18 protein-coding genes are annotated in these 18,476 nt (G+C 71.5%); 3 read left to right on the top strand and 15 right to left on the bottom strand.

Annotation, left to right across the window (positions count from 1 at the left end):
• Positions 1-5 precede the first annotated feature (5 nt).
• The 14 genes from ACIPK3_RS06450 to ACIPK3_RS06385 form a co-directional block, all read right to left on the bottom strand.
• Complete coding sequence (locus ACIPK3_RS06450) at positions 6-647, bottom strand: 1-hydroxy-2-methyl-2-butenyl 4-diphosphate reductase (protein WP_402566930.1); 642 nt, start codon at positions 645-647, stop codon at positions 6-8.
• Positions 647-2,692, bottom strand: a complete 2,046-nt coding sequence (gene shc / locus ACIPK3_RS06445; RefSeq protein WP_402566929.1) for a squalene--hopene cyclase — start codon at positions 2,690-2,692, stop codon at positions 647-649. The genes ACIPK3_RS06450 and shc overlap by 1 nt, the downstream gene beginning before the upstream one ends.
• Before the next feature lie 119 nt (positions 2,693-2,811).
• Complete coding sequence (locus tag ACIPK3_RS06440; RefSeq protein ID WP_402567805.1) at positions 2,812-3,876, bottom strand: polyprenyl synthetase family protein; 1,065 nt, start codon at positions 3,874-3,876, stop codon at positions 2,812-2,814.
• Between the two features lie 68 nt (positions 3,877-3,944).
• A complete protein-coding gene (gene hpnE, locus ACIPK3_RS06435) occupies positions 3,945-5,372 on the bottom strand; it encodes a hydroxysqualene dehydroxylase HpnE (RefSeq protein WP_402566928.1) in 1,428 nt (475 codons plus the stop codon).
• Positions 5,369-5,506 carry a DUF6380 family protein gene (locus ACIPK3_RS06430; protein ID WP_402566927.1) on the bottom strand — a complete coding sequence of 46 codons (138 nt, stop codon included), beginning with the start codon at positions 5,504-5,506 and terminating at the stop codon, positions 5,369-5,371. The genes hpnE and ACIPK3_RS06430 overlap by 4 nt, the downstream gene beginning before the upstream one ends.
• Complete coding sequence (gene hpnD / locus ACIPK3_RS06425; protein ID WP_402566926.1) at positions 5,506-6,459, bottom strand: presqualene diphosphate synthase HpnD; 954 nt, start codon at positions 6,457-6,459, stop codon at positions 5,506-5,508. The genes ACIPK3_RS06430 and hpnD overlap by 1 nt, the downstream gene beginning before the upstream one ends.
• Positions 6,456-7,358: a squalene synthase HpnC gene (hpnC, locus tag ACIPK3_RS06420; RefSeq protein ID WP_402566925.1), complete on the bottom strand. Its 903-nt coding sequence runs from the start codon at positions 7,356-7,358 to the stop codon at positions 6,456-6,458. The genes hpnD and hpnC overlap by 4 nt, the downstream gene beginning before the upstream one ends.
• 370 nt (positions 7,359-7,728) lie before the next feature.
• A complete protein-coding gene (locus ACIPK3_RS06415) occupies positions 7,729-8,523 on the bottom strand; it encodes an ABC transporter ATP-binding protein (RefSeq protein ID WP_402567804.1) in 795 nt (264 codons plus the stop codon).
• Positions 8,524-8,542: 19 nt separating this feature from the next.
• Positions 8,543-9,472: an ABC transporter permease gene (locus tag ACIPK3_RS06410; protein WP_402566924.1), complete on the bottom strand. Its 930-nt coding sequence runs from the start codon at positions 9,470-9,472 to the stop codon at positions 8,543-8,545.
• A gap of 82 nt (positions 9,473-9,554) precedes the next feature.
• Complete coding sequence (locus ACIPK3_RS06405) at positions 9,555-10,439, bottom strand: glycosyltransferase family 2 protein (RefSeq protein WP_402566923.1); 885 nt, start codon at positions 10,437-10,439, stop codon at positions 9,555-9,557.
• Positions 10,436-11,215 carry a CDP-alcohol phosphatidyltransferase family protein gene (locus tag ACIPK3_RS06400; protein WP_402566922.1) on the bottom strand — a complete coding sequence of 260 codons (780 nt, stop codon included), beginning with the start codon at positions 11,213-11,215 and terminating at the stop codon, positions 10,436-10,438. Before ACIPK3_RS06400 ends, ACIPK3_RS06405 begins: the two co-directional genes overlap by 4 nt.
• Entirely contained in the window at positions 11,193-12,254 is a 1,062-nt protein-coding gene (locus tag ACIPK3_RS06395) for an iron-containing alcohol dehydrogenase family protein (protein ID WP_402566921.1), read from the bottom strand. The genes ACIPK3_RS06400 and ACIPK3_RS06395 overlap by 23 nt, the downstream gene beginning before the upstream one ends.
• The gene (locus tag ACIPK3_RS06390) at positions 12,242-12,994 is read right to left on the bottom strand and encodes a sugar phosphate nucleotidyltransferase (RefSeq protein ID WP_402566920.1); all 753 of its coding nucleotides are present in this window, start codon (positions 12,992-12,994) and stop codon (positions 12,242-12,244) included. Before ACIPK3_RS06390 ends, ACIPK3_RS06395 begins: the two co-directional genes overlap by 13 nt.
• Positions 12,991-14,814, bottom strand: coding sequence for a DUF5941 domain-containing protein (locus tag ACIPK3_RS06385; protein ID WP_402566919.1), 1,824 nt, complete (start codon positions 14,812-14,814; stop codon positions 12,991-12,993). The genes ACIPK3_RS06390 and ACIPK3_RS06385 overlap by 4 nt, the downstream gene beginning before the upstream one ends.
• A gap of 277 nt (positions 14,815-15,091) precedes the next feature.
• Between ACIPK3_RS06385 and galE the strand changes: the two genes are divergently transcribed.
• From galE to idi, 3 genes are all read left to right on the top strand, one after another.
• Positions 15,092-16,081 carry a UDP-glucose 4-epimerase GalE gene (gene galE, locus ACIPK3_RS06380; protein ID WP_402566918.1) on the top strand — a complete coding sequence of 330 codons (990 nt, stop codon included), beginning with the start codon at positions 15,092-15,094 and terminating at the stop codon, positions 16,079-16,081.
• Positions 16,082-16,218: 137 nt separating this feature from the next.
• Positions 16,219-17,160: a cation diffusion facilitator family transporter gene (locus ACIPK3_RS06375; protein ID WP_402566917.1), complete on the top strand. Its 942-nt coding sequence runs from the start codon at positions 16,219-16,221 to the stop codon at positions 17,158-17,160.
• Between the two features lie 166 nt (positions 17,161-17,326).
• Entirely contained in the window at positions 17,327-17,920 is a 594-nt protein-coding gene (idi, locus tag ACIPK3_RS06370) for an isopentenyl-diphosphate Delta-isomerase (RefSeq protein ID WP_402566916.1), read from the top strand.
• 41 nt (positions 17,921-17,961) lie between these two features.
• On the opposite strand, the gene ACIPK3_RS06365 is transcribed toward idi, so the two are convergent.
• Entirely contained in the window at positions 17,962-18,456 is a 495-nt protein-coding gene (locus tag ACIPK3_RS06365) for an ATP-binding protein (protein WP_402567802.1), read from the bottom strand.
• Positions 18,457-18,476 lie beyond the last annotated feature (20 nt).

Below are 18,476 nucleotides of genomic sequence, written 5' to 3'. Positions count from 1 at the left end.
CTGGCTCACCTCCGGGGGAGCAGCAAGGAACGGTGCCATTCGAAGAAAGCGGGAAGCACGGAACGCAGGACGCGGAAAGCAGATATTCCACCGCGCACGGTGCCGATACGGACGAGTTCGTGTTCCGGGGCGTCCACGACCACCCGTACGGCCGCAACCGGGCGTTCGCCCGCGCGTACGGCGCTCAGGAGGGTGGCCGCGGACTCCATGTCGACGGCGATCGCACCGGTCGCGAGCAGGCCGGAACGCTCCTGGCCGCGGACGACGTGATCGGCGCCGGTGACGGGACCGGTGTGGACGGCGCGGCCGGGCAGGCCGCGCGTGAGTTCCCTGACCAGCAGGTCGGTGCCCACGCACGGGACGGTTCCGCGCGGGTCGCGGGTCTCCTCGGCGACGATCAGGTCTCCGGGGTGCATGCCGGGGGCGAGGCCCGCGCAGAAGCCCGTGGCGAGGACGGCGGCACCGGCGAGGGCGGGGTCGGCCAGCCGTCGGGTGACGGAGCGTTCCGCCGCCCGGGGTCCCATGCCGGTGCGCAGGACGGTGACCGGGCCGCCGGCTCCGCCGTGGTCGCGTGTGCGCAGGGCGAGCCGCTCGATGCCGAGCGCGCAGGCGATCAGCAGCGGGGCCTGGGCGGGCTGTTCGCTCATCAGCCCCCCTTGGCCTCGGCGAGCGGCTTCTCGCCGGGCCGCGCGGCGGGTTTCGCCAGGTGCGATCCGGCGACCGGCTCGCCGTTCACATAGCGGCCGAGCGCGGTGAGCGGGAAGACCTGCCGGTAGAGGTGGTAGTTGATGGAGAAGTCCCAGGGAAAGCCGGTGCCGGTGAAGTACGGCTCGTCCCAGGAGCCGTCCTCCCGCTGGGTGGTGGCGAGCCATGTGATGCCGCGCTCCACCGCCTTGGACTCCCGCTCCCCCGCGGCGAGCAGCGCCATCAGCGCCCACGCGGTCTGCGAGGGGGTGGACGCGCCGCGGCCGCTCCACTCCTTGACGTACTTGTAGGAGCGCAGGTCCTCGCCCCAGCCGCCGTCCTCGTTCTGGGCGTTCTCCAGCCAGGTCACGGCCCGGCGGATCGCCGGGTGCGCGGTGGGCAGTCCGGCGGCGGTCAGCGCGGGCACCACGGAGCCGGTGCCGTAGATGTAGTTGACGCCCCAGCGCCCGAACCACGAGCCGTCCGCCTCCTGTTCGGCCAGCAGCCAGGTGATGCCACGGCGGGTGCGCGGGTCGTGGGCGAGGCCCTCGTAGGCGAGCATCTCGACCGCATGGGCGGTGACGTCGGCGGAGGGCGGGTCGACGACCTCGCCGAAGTCGCAGAACGGCAGCCGGTTGGGGAAGGGGCTGGTGTTGTCGGCGTCGAAGGCGCCCCACGCGCCGTTCCTGGACTGCATGCCGAGTTCCCAGCGGACCCCTCGGGCGATCGCCCGCTCCACCCGCTCCGGATCGTGATGCCTGACCCGGCGCAGCGCGAGGACCACCTCCGCGGTGTCGTCGGTGTCGGGGTAGTTGTCGTTGTGGAACTCGAACGCCCAGCCGCCGGGCGGCAGTCCGGGCCGTCTGACGGACCAGTCGCCGGGCCGTACGATCTCCTCGCCGAGCATCCAGTCGGCGGCCTTGACGAGTTGCGGGTGGTCGGCGGGGAGTCCCGCGTCGGCGAGCGCGATGACCGCCAGGCAGGTGTCCCACACGGGTGACTGGCAGGCCTCGATCATCCGGGCGCCGTCCTCGCGCCAGACGGCGTAACGATCCAGCGACTCGAGTCCGGCCCGCATCACCGGGTGTTCCAGGTCGTAGCCGAGCAGGTACAGCGCGATCACCGAGTACACGGCCGGCGGCTGGATGCCGCCCCAGCAGCCGTCGTTCTCCTGGCGCTCGACGATCCAGCGGGCGGCGGAGTTCATCGCGGCGCGGCGCAACCGGCGCGGCACGAAGGGGCGTACCCGGTGCAGTGCCTTGTCCAGCCGCTGGAAGGCGCCGTCCCAGGTGGTCGCCGGGGCAGCCGGCCGGGGCGGGTTGGGGCGGGCCGGGTCGGTGTGCAGTTCGTCGAGCGGGAACGGCGCGGGCCGCACCGGGCGTTTCGCGGAGACGACGGTGAGCGGCACGATCGTCTGCCGGGCCCAGCATCCGAAGTCGTAGATGTTGAGCGGCATCCACTTGGGGAAGTAGATGAGTTCCGGCGGGAGTTCGGGCAGGTCCTCCCACTTCCACCAGCCGAACAGGGCCAGCCAGATCCGGGTGAAGACCCGGGCCGAGGCGATGCCGCCCCGCTCGCGGACCCAGGCCGCGGCCCTTGCCATGTGGGGTGCGCCGGGCTCGTCACCGGCCAGCCGCAGGGCGACATAGGCTTCGACGGTGGCGGACAGCTCGCCGGGACCGCCGTAGAAGGTGGCCCAGGCGCCGTCCTCGCGCTGCTCGCCGCGGATGAACAGGGCGGCCGCATGGGTCGTCGCCTCGTCGAGGATGCCCAGGAACTGCCGGAGCATCAGGTCCTCGGCGTCCATGGTGACGTTGGTCTCCAGGTCGCCCTTCCACCAGCCCTCGGCGTCCTGGCCGGCGAGCAGGAATTCGGTGGCGCGCCGGACGGCGTGTGCGGCGGCTTCTTGTACCCCGGCCGCCTCGGGCGTGCTGATGTCGGTTTCGCTGGCCGCGGCTGCACGGGGCGGCAAGGGGGCCCCGGTGCTTCCGTCGGTCGTCGCTGTCATGGCTTCCCCTTCGTGCAGTCGTCATACGAGTCGTGCTGCTGTGGGTCCGCCGTCGGCCGGTGTGCGCTGCTCGCTCGCACCGGCCGGCGACTACGCGAGGACTATTCGACCGATAGTGATCATCTCTTTCGTACGACGACGAAGTCGGCGAGCGCCGCGAACCGGGCCCGCACCGGTGCGGGCATGTCGACGGCGTCCAGGGCCTCGATGGCGACGGTGTACTGGCGGCGTGCCTCCTCGGCGGTCCACTCGCGGCCGCCCGCCTCCTCGATGAGGGCGGCGCGGGCTGCGAACTCCGCCTCGGAGAAGTTCGCGAAGTCGGTGCTCTTGGCATCGGCGGCGAGCATCTCGCCGAGCCGCTCGGAGGCGGCGCCGCCCGCGGCGAGCGCGGCCACCACCGGCAGGGACTTCTTGCGCTGGCGCAGATCGCTCCAGGTCTGCTTGCCGGTGGCCTCCGGGTCTCCCCAGATGCCGAGCAGGTCGTCGACCGCCTGGAAGGCGAGGCCGAGGTGGTAGCCGTACTTCTCCAGCGTGTCGGCGGTGCGGTCGTCGGCACCGCCGAGCACCGCGCCGATGGAACTGGCGCAGGCCAGCAGCGCGCCGGTCTTGTTGCCCTCCATCTCCAGGCACTCCTCGACGCCGACCCGGTCGCGGTGCTCGTAGGAGATGTCCTGCGCCTGACCGTCGATCAGGGCGCGGGTCGCGGTGGTCAGCCGGCGGGTGGCGCGGCCCGCCTCGACGGTGCCGAGCTCCAGCAGGACCTCGTTGGCCAGGGCGAACAGGGCGTCGCCGGCCAGGATGGCCTGGGCGGGGCCGTGCACCTTCCAGACGGTGTCGCGGTGGCGGCGCTGCTCGTCGCCGTCCATCAGGTCGTCGTGCAGCAGCGAGAAGTTGTGGACCAGTTCCACGGCGACCGCACCCGGGATGCCGACCTCGGGCCCGGCCCCGGTCACCTCGGCGGAGAGCAGCGCGAGCGCCGGACGCACGGCCTTGCCGCCGTCACCGTCGGCGGGGTTGCCCTCGGCGTCGATCCAGCCGAAGTGGTAGGCGGAAACCGTGTCCATCGGCGAAGCCAGGCGGTCGACGGCCGACTTCAGTACCGGTTGGGCCAGGGTCCGACCACGCTCCAGGAGCGCGGCGACGTCCACCGCGGTCTCGCGAGCGGCCGTCGAGGCCGGGGGCACAGTGGGCACAGTCTCTCCTCTTGTTGCGGTACCGGGGGTGCGGGGGCCTGCCGCGTGCTGGTCGAGCATCAAGCTGCCTCCCCGAAGGCGAAGAGATGGCTCGGGCGGGGCCTGCCCAGAGTGCTCAGGGCGGCGTCGGCGGCGCTCACTCCACTGCGGACCGCGCTCTCCATGGTCGCGGGCCACCCGGTGGCGGTCCATGCTCCGGCCAGGTACAGGCCGGGGGTCCTGGTGCGGGTGCCGGGCCGGAGCCGGCCGACGCCCGGGGCGGGAGCGAACGTAGCCGTCCGCTCCCGGGTGACGAAGAAGTCCTTCACCCGTGCGCCGCGCGCGGCGGGCAGCAGCCGGGCCAGCTCGGGCAGATAGCGCTCGCGCAGCACGGCGACCGGCTCCTCGATCTCGTCCCGCGCGGCCGACTGGGAAAGGGCCAGGTACTGGCCGTCCGCCAGCCCGGACGCCTCGGTACGGTCGAACACCCACTGCACCGGAGTGCCGAGGGCCGCGAAGAACGGCTTGGCCAGCACCTTGCGGTCGTAGACGACGTGCACGTTGAGGATCGGCTCGGTGCCGATCGCGAGAAGGTTCTCCGGGGCGTCGAGGGCGCCGGGCGGCAGCAGGTCGTGGGCCTCGCGCTGGGGCACGGCGAGGACGACGGCGTCGGCCCGGAGCGTCTCGCCGGGAACCTGGACGCTCCAGCCGCCGTTCTCGTGGTGGGAGAGGGAGGTGACGCGGGTACGGAGCTCGGTGCGGACACCCGCCGAGTCGAGCGCCTTGCGGGCCAGGCGGTCGTGCAGGTCGCCCAGCGGGACCCGGGCCCAGCCGATGTCGGCCGCGCCCGGGGCGGACAGCAGACCGGTCTTGAACACCATCGCGGCGAGCGCCAGCGAGGCGTCGCCCGCGACCGCGTTGAGGGTGGCGACCCCGACCAGGTCCCACAGGGCCTCGACAGCGCGCGCCGACTGGCCGTGCCTGGCCAGCCAGCCGCCGAAGTCCTGCGTGTCCAGGGCCGGATCGGTGAGATCGAGCGACTTCAGCGCGAGCGCGGCGCGGCCCACGGCGGCCCGTTCGGCGAGCGACAGATGCGGGTAGGTGGCCAGGCTCCGGCCCAGGTGCAGGGGCACGGGCAGCGGGTCGCGCCGGAGTCTGCCCAGGCGCCGCCCCTCGGGCCCGGCCGCGTCGAGAACGGGCACGTCGAGACGATCCTGCAACGGCGCGAGCGCGCTGCCCTCGATCCGGTCGAGGAACCAGCGGTAGGCGGAGCAGCAGCGCAGATAGACGTGCTGGCCGTTGTCCACGGTCAGCTCGCCGCGCTGGAAGGAGAAGGCGAGCCCGCCGAGCCGCGGCCTGCCTTCGAGCAGGGTGACACGCACGCCCGCGTCGGCGAGCGCGAGCGCCGCCGTGACCCCGGCCAGTCCGCCGCCGACCACGACGGCGCCGTGTCCCTCGCCGCGCGGGGTACCGGCGCGCGGCTCCCCCGTCGGCGTGCCGTCCTTCATCGTGCGTCCTCCCGTGCGCGCCCGTCATGCTCGTTGAACGATGCACGGCAGGCCGTCGCAGTCAGGGACGCCGCACCGCACCGGAGGGTTGCGTGCCGTTTCCCTCCGGTGGAGTCACCGTGCACCGGGTCCATCAGGCGCGCCTCCTGACGGTTCGCCGCGACGCGTGTCTGCGGGTGTCCAGTCCGGACAGACCGCGCACTGCGACATAGGCCTTTTCGTGTCCGGGCAGCGAGACGCGGCCGCGCAGCACGGCCTCCGGGTCGCGTTCGATGCGGTCCAGCAGCCTGCGGTAGATGCCGGCCATGGCGGCGACACAGGCGCCGCTGCGCCGGTCGAGCATGGGCAGCAGCCGGTAGCCCTCGGCGAAGAGGGCGCGAGCCCGTCGCACCTCGAAGTGCACGAGGCCCGCGAAGTCGGAGCCCTGCGGTGGTGTCGGCCCGTTGAATCCGGCCGAGCAGCCGAATTTCGCCAGGTCGTCGGCCGGCAGGTAGGTGCGGCCGCCCGCGGCGTCCTCGCGGACGTCCCTGAGGATGTTGGTGAGCTGAAGGGCCAGGCCGAGCGTGTCGGCGTACTCGGGGGCGCGCTCGGCGCCGCGTGCGCCCGGTTCGGTACCGAACACACCGAGCGAGAGCCGGCCGATGGCGCCGGCCACGCAGCGGCAGTAGACCTTCAGGTCGTCCCAGGTCTCGTAGGTCTCGTCGCGTACGTCCATGAGGACGCCGTCGATCAGTTCGTCCAGGCCGTCCAGTGGGATCGGGAAGGCCTGGGCGGCGTGGGTCAGGGCGACGGCGACCGGGTCGGTGTCGTCCTCGGCGACGCCGCCCTCGCGGACCCGGGCGAGCAGCGCGCGGGTGTCCTCCAGGCGGGTGATCTTGACGTCGACGGCGAGTCCGCCGTCGCCGATGTCGTCGACACGCCGGGAGAACGCGTACAGCGCCGACATCGCCCGGCGCTTGGGCGTGGGCAGCAGCCTGATGCCGTACGCGAAGTTACGGGCCTGCTGCCCGGTGACGGCCTCGCAGTAGCTGTAGGCGGCGAGTACCGGTGCGGACACGTGTGGTGGAGACTCCACGGTCCGGATCACCCCTCTCCTCGCAGAGTCACGCCCACCTCGCGGAGCAACTGCATCTTGCCGGGCTTGGGCGGGCCGGGAAGTACGTCGTATTCGGCGGCGGCGATCGCGTCGATCGCCGCCCTTCCCCCCGCCACGAAGCCCGCCAGCAGCAGTCGCAGTCTGCCGTGGACGCTACCCACCAAGGGGGCGCCTTCATTCAGCAGATCGCGGGCGCGTTGTGCTTCGTACGCGACCAGCGCGCGCACCGGTGCGCCCGCGGTCCGCGTGGCGAGGTCCTCTTCCTGGACCTGAAAGCGCCTCATGTCCTCGGCGGGCAGATAGATCCGGTCGCGGCCGAGGTCCTCGGCGACGTCCTGGAGGTGTTCGACGAGCTGGAGGGCCGTGCAGACCGAGTCGGAGAGGCGGATCCGCTCGGGGGTCGAGGTGCCGGTGATGGCGAGCACGAGGCGGCCCACGGGGTTGGCGGACAGTTCGCAGTAGGCGAGGAGGTCGCCGTAGGTGTCGTACCGCCCGATGAGCTGGTCCTGACGGTTGGCGGCGATCAGGGCGAGGAAGGGACCCGGCGTCAGGGAGTGGCGGCGGACCGTGGGCTGGAGGCGGCGCAGGATCGGGTGGTGCGGGGTGGATTCGAACACCCGGTGCAGGTCCGTCTCGAAGGCGTCGAGCAGGCGCGGTCGGTCGTCGGCCTCCTCGGCCGGCACGCCGAGCAGGCGGGCGTCGGCGCCGCCGGGCGCGAGATCGCCGTCGCCGATGTCGTCGACGAGGCGTGCGAAGCCGTACACGGCCATCAGGTCGTCGCGCCAGGCCCTGGGGAGGAAGAAGGGGGCCACGGGGAAGTTCTCGTCCGCGGCCTTGTCGAGGGTGCCGCGCTCGGGATCCCCGGTGCTCGGCAGTTCGGTTGCCGTCACCGTGCGCTGCCCGTGGCGGGGACGGCACGTGCTGCGTTGAGCTGGGGAGTTTCCGTAGCCATTGCCGTCACATCTCCCGTTCTACACTGCCGACCCGATACTCACTATTTCGGACACGCCGCCTGCCCGCCCGCAGGGCGGCCCGGGCGGGGGGTGTCGCGCATTATCGCCCCACTTGCCGCTTTCGGGGACCCGTACAGCTTACGTTGTACAGCGCAGAGTGGTCCGTCGGGGTGTCCCGCGCATCACAACAACACACCGATCGGCGTCAAGATTCCTTGGCCGGGCTCGAGTTGACGCTTCCTTTGCATACGCGGAGCCCCGCCGGAATGGTTCCGGCGGGGCCCGGACGGACCGGCGGGACGGATCCCTACTTGCCCGTGAACTTCTCGTACTCCCGGAGCACGTCATCGGTCGGCCCGTCCATGCGCAACTCGCCGCGCTCCAGCCACAGGACACGGTTGCAGGTGTCGCGGATCGAGTTGTTGTTGTGGCTGACCAGAAACACCGTGCCGGCCTCCTTGCGCAGTTCCCGGATGCGTTCTTCGGAACGTTTCTGGAATTTGCGGTCACCGGTGGCCAGGGCCTCGTCGATCATGAGGACGTCGTGATCCTTGGCGGCGGCGATGGAGAAACGGAGCCGGGCCGCCATACCGGATGAATAGGTACGCATCGGAAGGGTGATGAAGTCGCCCTTCTCGTTGATACCGGAGAAGTCGACGATGTCCTGATAGCGCTCTTTGATCTGTTCGCGGGACATGCCCATGGCGAGGCCGCCGAGAATGACGTTCCGCTCACCGGTGAGATCGTTCATCAGCGCCGCGTTCACACCGAGCAGGGAGGGCTGGCCGTCGGTGTAGACCCTGCCGCTCTCGGCGGGCAGCAGACCGGCGATGGCGCGCAGCAGGGTGGACTTGCCGGAGCCGTTGGAGCCGATCAGGCCGACGGCCTCGCCGCGGTAGGCGACGAAGGAGACGCCCCGGACGGCGTGCACCTTGCGCACCCCGCGCGCCGCCTCGTCGGAGTCCCGCCGGAGCATGCGGCTCAGGGCGACGGTGGCGCTGCCCTTGCCGGTCTTGGCGCCGCTGACCCGGTAGACGATGTGCAGGTCGTCCGCGATCACGGTGGGACGCGGGTCCGGGTGCTCCCCGGCGCTCCGCCCGATGTTCTGCTCGGCGTTCTGCTCAGCCACGGCCGTACCGCTCCTCCGCCTTCCAGAAGTACACGAACCCGCCGACCGCGAACAGCGCGGCCCAGCCGGCGCCGACCGCCCAGACGTGGTCGGGCAGGTTCTCGGCTCCATAGCCCTCGATCAGCGCGAAGCGCATCAGGTCCATGAAGATCGCGGCCGGGTTCCACTGAAGCGCGTTCGACAGCCACTGGGGCTTGTCCGCCAGGAAGACCGGGATGGAGAACATCACACCGGACATGTACATCCACGTCCGCATCACGAACGGCATCAGCTGCGCCAGGTCCGGGGTCTTGGCGCCCGCCCGCGCCATGATCAGCGCGAGGCCGGTGTTGAAGAGGAACTGGAGCGCCAGGATCGGCGCGATCAGCAGCCAGGACAGGTCGGGATAGCTCCCGAACCCGATGACGACGAGGAAGAGCACCAGCATCGAGTACAACAGCTGCTGGAGCTGCTGGAGCGCGAACGAGACGGGCAGCGCGGCGCGCGGGAAGTGCAGGGCGCGGACCAGGCCGAGGTTGCCGGAGATCGCGCGCACACCGGCCATGACCGAGCTCTGTGTGAAGGTGAACACGAAGACGCCCGTCACCAGGAACGGGATGTACACGTCGTGCGACATGCCCCGGCTGGCGTTGAGGATCAGACCGAAGATGAAGTAGTAGACGGCCGCGTTCAGCAGTGGGGTCGCCACCTGCCACAGCTGGCCGAGCTTGGCCTGGCTGTACTGGGCGGTCAGTTTGGCCTGGGAGAAGGCGAGGATGAAGTGCCGCCGGTCCCAGAGCTGACGGACGTACTCGGTGAGTGAGGGCCGGGCGCCGCTCACGGCGAGTCCGTACCGGGCGGCCAGCTGGGCCGGTGTCAGCCCCGCGTCGGGCGGCTCGGACGCGGGCACCGCGGCTCCGGCGTCATGCGTGGTCTCACTCACGGGCGGAAACTTTCGTCATCGGGTTCGTCTTCCGAGGCCGTCCCGCGCGCCTGGCGACACACGGCGTCCCTCATCGAGCTTGTCAGATGACGGGAGGACGGCCCAGTCGAGTGAGCCGCCACACCGTACGCCACTTCATGGGCCGACGAGGGCCGCACGAGGTGGTCCAGCCCTCACGGAAGCCGCCGAACCAGGCCCGCAGGGCCGGGCCGGAGGGCCGACGCAGCAGGGTGAGCAGCAGCCAGACCCCGAGATAGACGGGGACCAGAAGGGCGGGGAGATTACGGCGGGCCAGCCAGACCCGGTTGCGTGCCACCATCCGGTGGTAGACCGCGTGCCGGGAGGGGGCGGTCGTGGGGTGGTGGAGCACCATGTCGGACCGGTAGTCGATCATCCAGCCCGCGTCGAGGGCCCGCCACGCCAGGTCGGTCTCCTCGTGGGCGTAGAAGAACTCGTCGGGCAGTCCGCCGACTTCGGCGAAGACCCGGGTGCGCACGGCGTTGGCGCCGCCGAGGAACGTGGTGACCCGGGAGGAGCGCATCGGGTCGGAGGCCCGCAGCCTGGGGACGTGCCGGCGCTGGGTGGCACCGGTGTCGGGGTCGGCGATACGGAAGCTGATGATGCCGAGCTTCACGTCGCCGGCGAAGGCCTCGCGGCACAGCTCGACGGTGTCGTGCTGTGCGAGCAGCCCGTCGTCGTCCAGGAAGAGAAGTATGTCGACGTCGCGACCGCCGGGCCCGAAGGCCTCTATCCCCACGTTGCGGCCGCCGGGGATGCCCAGGTTCTCGGGCAGCTCCACCGTCCGTACGCCCTCGGGGACGTCCGGGACGGGTGAACCGTTCCCGACGACGACCACCTCGACCGGGACACCCTCCTGCTTGGCGACCGAGTCCAGCAGGGCACGCAGTTCCTCGGGGCGGTTGCCCATGGTGATGACAACCGCGCCGACCTTCAGGGGGGCGCTCATCGCAGCCTGCTCGACACGAGGATGGACACGAGGTGCAGAACGGTCTGGAGCAGCGCGATGCCGGCCAGCACCGCGACGCCGAGCCGGGAGAAGAACAGGTCGCCGCGGATCTGGTCCACGATCGCGAGGACCAGGATCAGCAGGGACGCCTCGATGCCGAGGACGAGCCGGTGGAACTTCAGCGCGGCGGCGGCCCGGCGGGCCAGCGCCATGCCGGAGGAGCGCGGCTCGGCCGCCGACTCCTGGACCGGCGGGAGGCCGCCCTGGTGGCGGGCGACGCCGACGAGGTCGGTCTCGGCCTTGATCAGGATCGCGCCGAGCGCGGCCAGCGTGCCGAGGAACGCCCACAGCCAGTCGATACGGCCGCTGCCCCACAGGTCGGCGGCGCGCAGTCCGAAGCCGACCAATACGGCGGCGTCGGTCAGATAGGCGCCGACCCGGTCCAGGTAGACCCCGCCGAGCGAGTACTGCTTCTTCCAGCGCGCGATCTCGCCGTCGACGCAGTCGAGCAGCAGGTACATCTGGACGCACACCACGCCGAGTACGGCGCCCCAGACCCCCGGCACCAGCAACGCCGGGGCGGCGAGGACGCCGAAGACGGTCATCAGATACGTGAGCTGGTTGGGCGTGACCCTGGTGTTCACCAGGTAGCGGTCCACCCGCAGGGACACCTCTCGCATGTAGAGGCGCCCCATCCAGTGCTCACCGCTGCGCCGGTCCTTCACCCCCGCGGGGTGGACGACCGGGCGGAGTTCAGCTACCGATGGCCTTGACATAGTCCGCGTAGAAATCCTTGATCTGGTGGGTTTTGAGGTCGAGGTGTTCGAGGATCGTGTAGCGGCCGGGACGGGTCTCCGGGGCGAACTCGACGGCCCGGACGAACTCGTCCACGGTGAAGCCGATCTCCTCCGGCAGCACGGGCAGCCCGTGCCGGCGCAGGACCTCGGCCATGTACGCGGCCTCCTCGTGGGCGCCGCGCAGGTACATCGCGAAGGCCGCGCCGAGGCCGCACTGCTCGCCGTGGGCGGCGGCGCGCTTGGGGAACAGCAGGTCGAAGGCGTGGTTGATCTCGTGGCAGGCGCCGGAGGAGGGGCGGGAGTCGCCCGACACCGACATGGCGATGCCGGTCAGGACCAGCGCCTCCGCCAGCACCTGGAGAAACCCGTCGTCGCCGACTCCGCCCGGGTGCCGCAGCACCGCCTCGCCGGCCTGGCGGGCCATGGCCGCGGCGAGACCGTCGATCTTCTCGCCCTTGACGCGGTTGGCCAGCTCCCAGTCCGCGACCGCGGAGATGTTGGAGATGGCGTCGCCGATGCCGGAGCGCACGAAACGCGTGGGCGCCTCGCGGATCACGTTCAGGTCGATGACGACGGCGATCGGGTTCGGCACGCCGTAGGAGCCGCGGCCCGCGTCGTTGTCGAGGGTGGCGACCGGCGAGCACAGGCCGTCGTGGGCGAGGTTGGTGGCGACGGCGACCAGCGGGAGGCCGACGCGGGCGGCCGCGAACTTGGCACAGTCGATGATCTTTCCGCCACCGAGACCCACGACCGCGTCGAAGGTGCCGGCCTTTATGTCGCTCGCCAGCCTGACCGCGTCGTCGATCGTGCCGCCGCCGACCTCGTACCAGGTGGCGCCCGGCAGGCTCGGCGCCAGCCGCTCGCGCAGCTTCGCGCCCGAGCCGCCGCTGACGGCGACGGCGAGCCTGCCCGAGTGCGAGATGCGCTCGTCGGCGAGCACGCCGGCCAGGTCGTCCAGGGCGCCGGGGCGGATGTCGACGACGAGCGGCGAGGGAATGAGCCGGGTCAGTACTGGCACGCGATCTCCCGTCCCCGGGCGAGGTCGTCGTGGTTGTCGATCTCGACCCACCGCACGTCGCCGATCGGCGCCACGTCGATCCGGAAGCCGCGGTTCACCAGTTCCTGGTAGCCGTGCTCGTAGAACTGCTGCGGGTCGGTCTCCCAGACGGTCTTGAGCGCGTCGGCCAGCTCGGGGGCGGCGTCGCCCTCGATGAGGGTGACACCGATGTACTCGCCGGTGGCCTCGGCGGGGTCCATCAGCTTGGTGATCTTCGTCATGCCCCGCTCGGGGTCGACGACGACCTTCATCTCCTCGTCGGCCAGGTTCTTCACCGTGTCCAGCGCGAGGATGATCTTCTTGCCCTCGCCGCGGGCGGCGAGCAGCGTCTTCTCGACGGAGACCGGGTGGACGGTGTCGCCGTTGGCGAGGATCACCCCGTCCTTGAGGGCGTCACGGCCGCACCACAGGGAGTAGGCGTTGTTCCACTCCTCGGCCTTGTCGTTGTCGATCAGGGTGAGCTTGAGGCCGTACGTCGCCTCCAGCGCCGCCTTGCGCGCGTACACGGCCTCCTTGCGGTAGCCGACGATGATCGCGACCTCGGTCAGGCCGATCTCCGCGAAGTTGGCGAGGGTGAGGTCGAGAACCGTGGGCTCGCCCTCTATGCCCGCGGGCCCCACCGGCACCAGAGCCTTGGGAAGGCTGTCGGTGTAGGGGCGCAGACGCCGTCCGGCGCCGGCCGCCAGCACGAGGCCGATCATGCGGGTTCTCCTTCGTCGTGTACAGCGGGTGCGCCACCCTTGTGGGCGGACACCCAGAAGCGGATGCTCTCGGCGAGCACCACCAGGGCGACGGCCACGGCGAGGACCGTGAGCGCGAGCGTGAACTGCGCGGCGGTGAGCAGCGCGGCCAGCACGGTGACGAGCAGCGTCCGCCCTTCCTGTCCCCCGATGGCCCGGACCAGCCAGGCCGGGGGCGCTCCGGCGTCACCGCGGATGCGGTACACCGTGTCGTAGTGATGGTAGGCGACGGCGGCCACCAGACCGAAAGCCGCAGGAAGGGCTCCGTTTACCCCGGCTTTACTCGCCAGGACGAGCACGGTGCCGTATTCGGCGACCCGGAACAGCGGCGGGACCAGCCAGTCGAGGGCGCCCTTGAGGGGTCGGCTCAGGGCCAGTCCCGAGGTCACGGCGTAGACGACGGCACCGGCGACGGGTGCCCAGGTCACCCCGGAGAAGAGGGTGGCGGCGAGAACGGCCGTGCCGGCCAGCGCCACCAGCAGCGGGGCACCGGGGCGGACGCGGGTGAGGCGCGCCGCCAGTGCGGCGGCCGGCCCGTTGTCCGCGAGGTCGGCCAGCGCCCGGGCGGCCCGGTCGGTGCGCTTCGCCCTGCGGGTCAGCGACCGCAGTACACGGCCCGCCGTGGTGTACGTCGCGGCGAAGGCACAGCCGACGAGCAGCGCGTAGAAGGTGATCCGCGGGGTGGTGACCGCGGTCAGGACGGCGATCATCGCCCATCGTTCGCCGATGGGCAGGACTATCATCCGGCGCACCCAGACCGTCCAGCCGACGCTGTCCAGCTTGTCGGAGAGGGCGGCGGTGGGGCTGGAGTTGCCCTCGGCGTCGTGGTTGGCCTCGTTGAAGGAGAAGTCGACCACGTGCCGGCAGGTCTGGAGGATCATCGCGCCGAGGGCGAGGGCCCACACGTCGTCGCCGCCCCGGGCCGCGCCGAGGGCGAGGCCGGCGTAGTAGGCGTACTCCTTGGCCCGGTCGAAGGTGGCGTCCAGCCAGGCGCCGAGCGTCGAGTACTGGAGCGAGTAGCGGGCGAGCTGACCGTCGGTGCAGTCCAGCACGAAGGAGGCGATCAGCAGGACGCCGGCCGCGACGAACCCGGCCCGGGTGCCCGTCGCCGCGCAGCCCGCCGCGATCAGCGCGGTGAGCAGGGACGCGGTGGTGACCTGGTTGGGGGTGAGGCCGTGGCGGGCGCACCAACGGGCGATGTAGCGCGAGTAGGGGCTGATGAAGAAGGTGGTGAAGAAGCCGTCGCGGGCCTTCACGGCCGACTTGAGGCGTACGGCCTCGTCGTCCACGGCGTCGACGGCCTGCCGGGCCTCGTTGCGGGCCTGCGGCTCGGCGGGGACGGCTGCGACCAGGGCGCCCAGCTGGGGTCGGTGCACCGCGGCGCCGTCGGCGTCGAGCGCGTCGGCCAGCCGGTCGGGGAGGCCGTGCGCGGTGGACGCCGTCCCGCTGTCCGGGGTGGGCACCGTGGTCCCGCTGTCCCGGGCGGCCTGGCGTGCGAGGGCCCGGGTGAGGTCCTGGCGGCCGGCCGGCTGCGCGGTCACGGCGCCGGTCACCGCGGCGAGCGGGAAGCGGGGGTCGGTCAGACCGAGGCGCAGCGCGTGCGGGTGGCCGACGAAGCGGGCGTCCACCACGGCCACGCGCTGGTCGGCGGGGACGGCGGCGAGGAGGGTCTCGGCGTCGGTGGGGTCGGCGGCCGTGCGCACCTCGAAGCCGAGGGACCGCAGATCGTGTTCGAGCAGCGATCCGGGCACCGGCTGACCGGTGACAATGGCGGTCGACAACCGAACTCACTCCCTGGGTGTCGGCGTGTTCACGCCGGTCGGTCTGCGTGTGGGTGCGCCGCTGGTCGGTGGCACCCCGGCGACTGTCGGCAGAGGTTATCCGATGAGCGGAAGAACGTGTTCACCGCCCATTTACGGGTCGGTCCACGGGGTCTGGCTCCCAGTTGCCGCGATCATCATCGGTGATCGAGGGGCCGGCCCACAAACCGTGGCCGGGGCCGCCCGGCCACGGACCGCACGAACAAGTAAGGGCATCAAGGTCATAGGGTGGACAACCATGACCTGGCTGATCACCGGCGGAGCCGGATACATCGGGGCCCATGTGACGAGAGCCATGGCCGACGCCGGGGAGCACGTCGTGGCCCTGGACGACCTCTCTTCCGGGGTCCCCGGGCGGCTCCCCCGGCAGGTGCCGCTCGTCACCGGCTCCACCGCGGACGCCGAGCTGCTGAAGCGGGTCCTCGCCGAGCACGAGGTGACGGGTGTGGTGCACCTCGCGGCCCGCAAGCAGGTCGCCGAGTCGGTGGCACGCCCCACGTACTACTACGAGCAGAACGTCGGTGCCCTCGCCGGACTGCTCGACGCGGTCACCGGGGCCGGGATCGAGCGGTTCGTGTTCTCGTCGTCGGCGGCCGTGTACGGCAACCCGGACGTGGACCTCATCACGGAGGACACGCCGTGCGCCCCGGTGAACCCGTACGGCGAGACGAAGCTCGCCGGGGAGTGGCTGGTGCGGGCGGTGGGCCGGGCGCACGGCATGGCGACCGTGTGTCTGCGCTACTTCAACGTGGCGGGCGCGGGCGACCCGCTGCTGGCCGACACGGGCGTGTTCAACATCGTCCCGATGGTCTTCGACCGGCTCACCCGGAACGAGGCCCCACGTGTCTTCGGCGACGACTATCCGACCCCGGACGGCACCTGTGTGCGGGACTACATCCATGTCGCCGACCTCGCGGAGGCCCACCTGGCGGCGGCCCGGCGGCTGGCCGCGGGCGGCGTGGACGGCGACCTGACGGTGAACATCGGACGCGGCGAGGGGGTCTCGGTCCGTGAACTGATCACCGTCATCGGCGAGGTCACCGGCGACCGGCGGGCACCTCTCGTGGAGGGCCGCCGGCCCGGGGACGCGCCGCGCGCGGTCGCCTCGGCCGGACGGGCCGCCGAGGAGCTCGGCTGGCGTGCCCAGCGCGGGGTGCGCGAGATGGTGGAGTCGGCGTGGCAGGGCTGGCGGCTGCTCCACCCGGAGGGGATCCGCACCTCCGGATGAGACCCGCACCCTCCTGACCTGCGGTTGGTTTCCGCAGGTCAGGGCACATGACAACGGTGTTCGGTACCACGTTGCCCGATACCCCCCACCCGTAGTTGACTGTGGCCCCGGACGGAACGCAGGAGGGCGGATTTTCCATGGGCGCCGGTCACGATCACGGGCACGCGCACACCCACGCGCCGCCGACCGGTACGGCGGCGGCCGCGTACCGCGGGAGACTGCGGGTCGCACTGTCGATCACGCTCGCCGTCATGGTCGTCGAGATCGTCGGCGGTGTGCTCTCCGACTCGCTCGCGCTCATCGCCGACGCGGCACACATGGCCACGGACGCACTCGGTCTCGGCATGGCCCTGCTGGCCATCCACTTCGCCAACCTGCCGGCCAGCACCAACCGCACCTTCGGCTTCGCGCGCGCCGAGATCCTGGCCGCCCTCGCCAACTGTCTGCTGCTGCTCGGCGTCGGCGGCTATGTGCTCTACGAGGCGGTCCAGCGGTTCTTCACGCCCGCCGACACCGAGGGCGGGCTGATGATCGTGTTCGGCGCCATCGGCCTGGTCGCGAACATGATCTCGCTCACCCTGCTGGTGCGCGGGCAGAAGGAGAGCCTCAATGTGCGCGGCGCCTTCCTGGAGGTGGCGGCCGACGCCCTGGGCTCCCTCGCGGTGATCATCTCGGCGGTGGTGATCCTTTCCACCGGCTGGCAGGCCGCCGACCCGATCGCCTCGCTGCTCATCGGCCTGATGATCGTGCCGCGCACGGTGAAGCTGCTGCGCGAGACCCTCGACGTACTGCTGGAGGCGGCCCCGAAGGGGGTCGACATGCAGGAGGTGCGAGCCCACATCCTGGCGCTGGACGGTGTGGAGGACATGCACGATCTGCACGCCTGGACGATCACTTCCGGCCTGCCGGTGCTGTCCGCGCATGTGGTCGTGCGCTCGGACGTGCTCAACGCCATAGGGAACGAGAAGATGCTGCACGAGTTGCAGAGCTGTCTGGGCGACCACTTCGACGTGGAGCACTGCACCTTCCAGCTGGAGCCGGTCGGACACGCGGAGCACGAGGCGGGGCTCTGCCACTGACGGCGCCGCGCCTGTGTTCGAGTCCGCTGCGAGGTTCCCCGCCGGGGCCGCCGGGCACGATCATCTACCGGGTCCCCCTTTCGGCGTGGCCCTTGCGGTGAAGCGCCGGGAGTGCCGGGTTCGTACGGCAGACTTGGGACGCCAAGACCGAGGCAGAAGGATGGGTATGCCGATCACACCTGCAACCGCGGCAAACAGCTCGACGAGCGGCACCGCGGACGAGATCCTGCTGGAACTGGTCGACGAGAAGGGCATGACGACCGGTACGGCGGAGAAGCTCGCCGCCCACCAACCGCCCGGGCAGTTGCACCGCGCGTTCTCGGTGTTCCTCTTCGACGAGCGCGGCCGCCTGCTGCTCCAGCAGCGCGCGCTCGGCAAGTACCACTCCCCCGGCGTCTGGTCCAACACCTGCTGCGGCCACCCCTACCCCGGCGAGTCCCCGTTCGCGGCCGCTGCCCGACGGACGTACGAGGAGCTGCGGGTGTCCCCGTCGCTCCTCGCCGAGGCGGGCACGGTCCGCTACAACCACCCGGACCCGGCCTCGGGCCTGGTCGAGCAGGAGTTCAACCACCTGTTCATCGGCCTGGTGCAGGCCGTGCCGGAGCCGGACCCGGAGGAGGTCGCCGTGACCGCCTTCGTGACCTCGGCCGAGCTGGCGGAACGGCACGCCCGGGACATCTTCTCGTCCTGGTTCATGACGGTCCTGGACGCGGCCCGGCCGGCGGTCAGAGAGCTGACCGGCCCGTCCGCGGGCTGGTGAAGGGCCTCAGGCCCGTGCAGGCCTCGGGCTGCTGAAGGGCCTCACGGCAGCCGGGCGGGTTTGAGCGGCAGGGCGACCCAGATCACCTTGCCGCCCGTCGTCGTGTGCTCCACGTCGACCACCCCGCCGGTCTCCCGGGCCACCTCCCGGACCAGGAGCAGCCCACGGCCGCCGGTCTGGCCGTGGTCGGCCTCCAGGGCGGTGGGGCGGTAGGGGTGGTTGTCCTCGACCGACACCCGCACCCACTCGGCTCCGACCGCGACCTCCACGGCGAGCATCGGCGACAGCACCGCCGCGTGCTTGACCGCGTTGGTGACCAGTTCGGAAACGATCAGCAAAAGCCCGTGGACCAGGTCGTCCGAGACCGGGACCCCCTGGCGCAGCAGCAGGTCCCGTACGGCGTGCCGCGCCTGCGGGACCGAGGCGTCGACGGCCGGGGCGGTGAACCGCCACACTCCTTCGTACGGCAGCGGCTCCGGCGGTCGCGGGTCGCCTCCCTGTGGGCGCGGGCCGTACCCGCGCCCGTGGTTCTCCATCGTCCGGTCGCCACCCTCGC

The organism is Streptomyces sp. NPDC086787 (assembly GCF_044745865.1).
Classification (GTDB): Bacteria; Actinomycetota; Actinomycetes; order Streptomycetales; family Streptomycetaceae; genus Streptomyces.
Note: the sequence above shows the minus strand (reverse complement) of the source record. Positions and strands in the feature narration are given on the sequence as shown.

Coding starts and splice junctions, on each gene's coding strand:
- ACIPK3_RS06375 (WP_402566917.1), top strand. CDS start 16,219: ATGGGCGCCGGTCACGATCACGGGCACGCGCACACCCACGCGCCGCCG.
- galE (WP_402566918.1), top strand. CDS start 15,092: ATGACCTGGCTGATCACCGGCGGAGCCGGATACATCGGGGCCCATGTG.
- hpnE (WP_402566928.1), bottom strand. CDS start 5,372: ATGAAGGACGGCACGCCGACGGGGGAGCCGCGCGCCGGTACCCCGCGC.
- ACIPK3_RS06400 (WP_402566922.1), bottom strand. CDS start 11,215: ATGTCAAGGCCATCGGTAGCTGAACTCCGCCCGGTCGTCCACCCCGCG.
- idi (WP_402566916.1), top strand. CDS start 17,327: ATGCCGATCACACCTGCAACCGCGGCAAACAGCTCGACGAGCGGCACC.
- ACIPK3_RS06365 (WP_402567802.1), bottom strand. CDS start 18,456: ATGGAGAACCACGGGCGCGGGTACGGCCCGCGCCCACAGGGAGGCGAC.
- ACIPK3_RS06430 (WP_402566927.1), bottom strand. CDS start 5,506: ATGGACCCGGTGCACGGTGACTCCACCGGAGGGAAACGGCACGCAACC.
- ACIPK3_RS06405 (WP_402566923.1), bottom strand. CDS start 10,439: ATGAGCGCCCCCCTGAAGGTCGGCGCGGTTGTCATCACCATGGGCAAC.
- ACIPK3_RS06390 (WP_402566920.1), bottom strand. CDS start 12,994: ATGATCGGCCTCGTGCTGGCGGCCGGCGCCGGACGGCGTCTGCGCCCC.
- ACIPK3_RS06450 (WP_402566930.1), bottom strand. CDS start 647: ATGAGCGAACAGCCCGCCCAGGCCCCGCTGCTGATCGCCTGCGCGCTC.
- shc (WP_402566929.1), bottom strand. CDS start 2,692: ATGACAGCGACGACCGACGGAAGCACCGGGGCCCCCTTGCCGCCCCGT.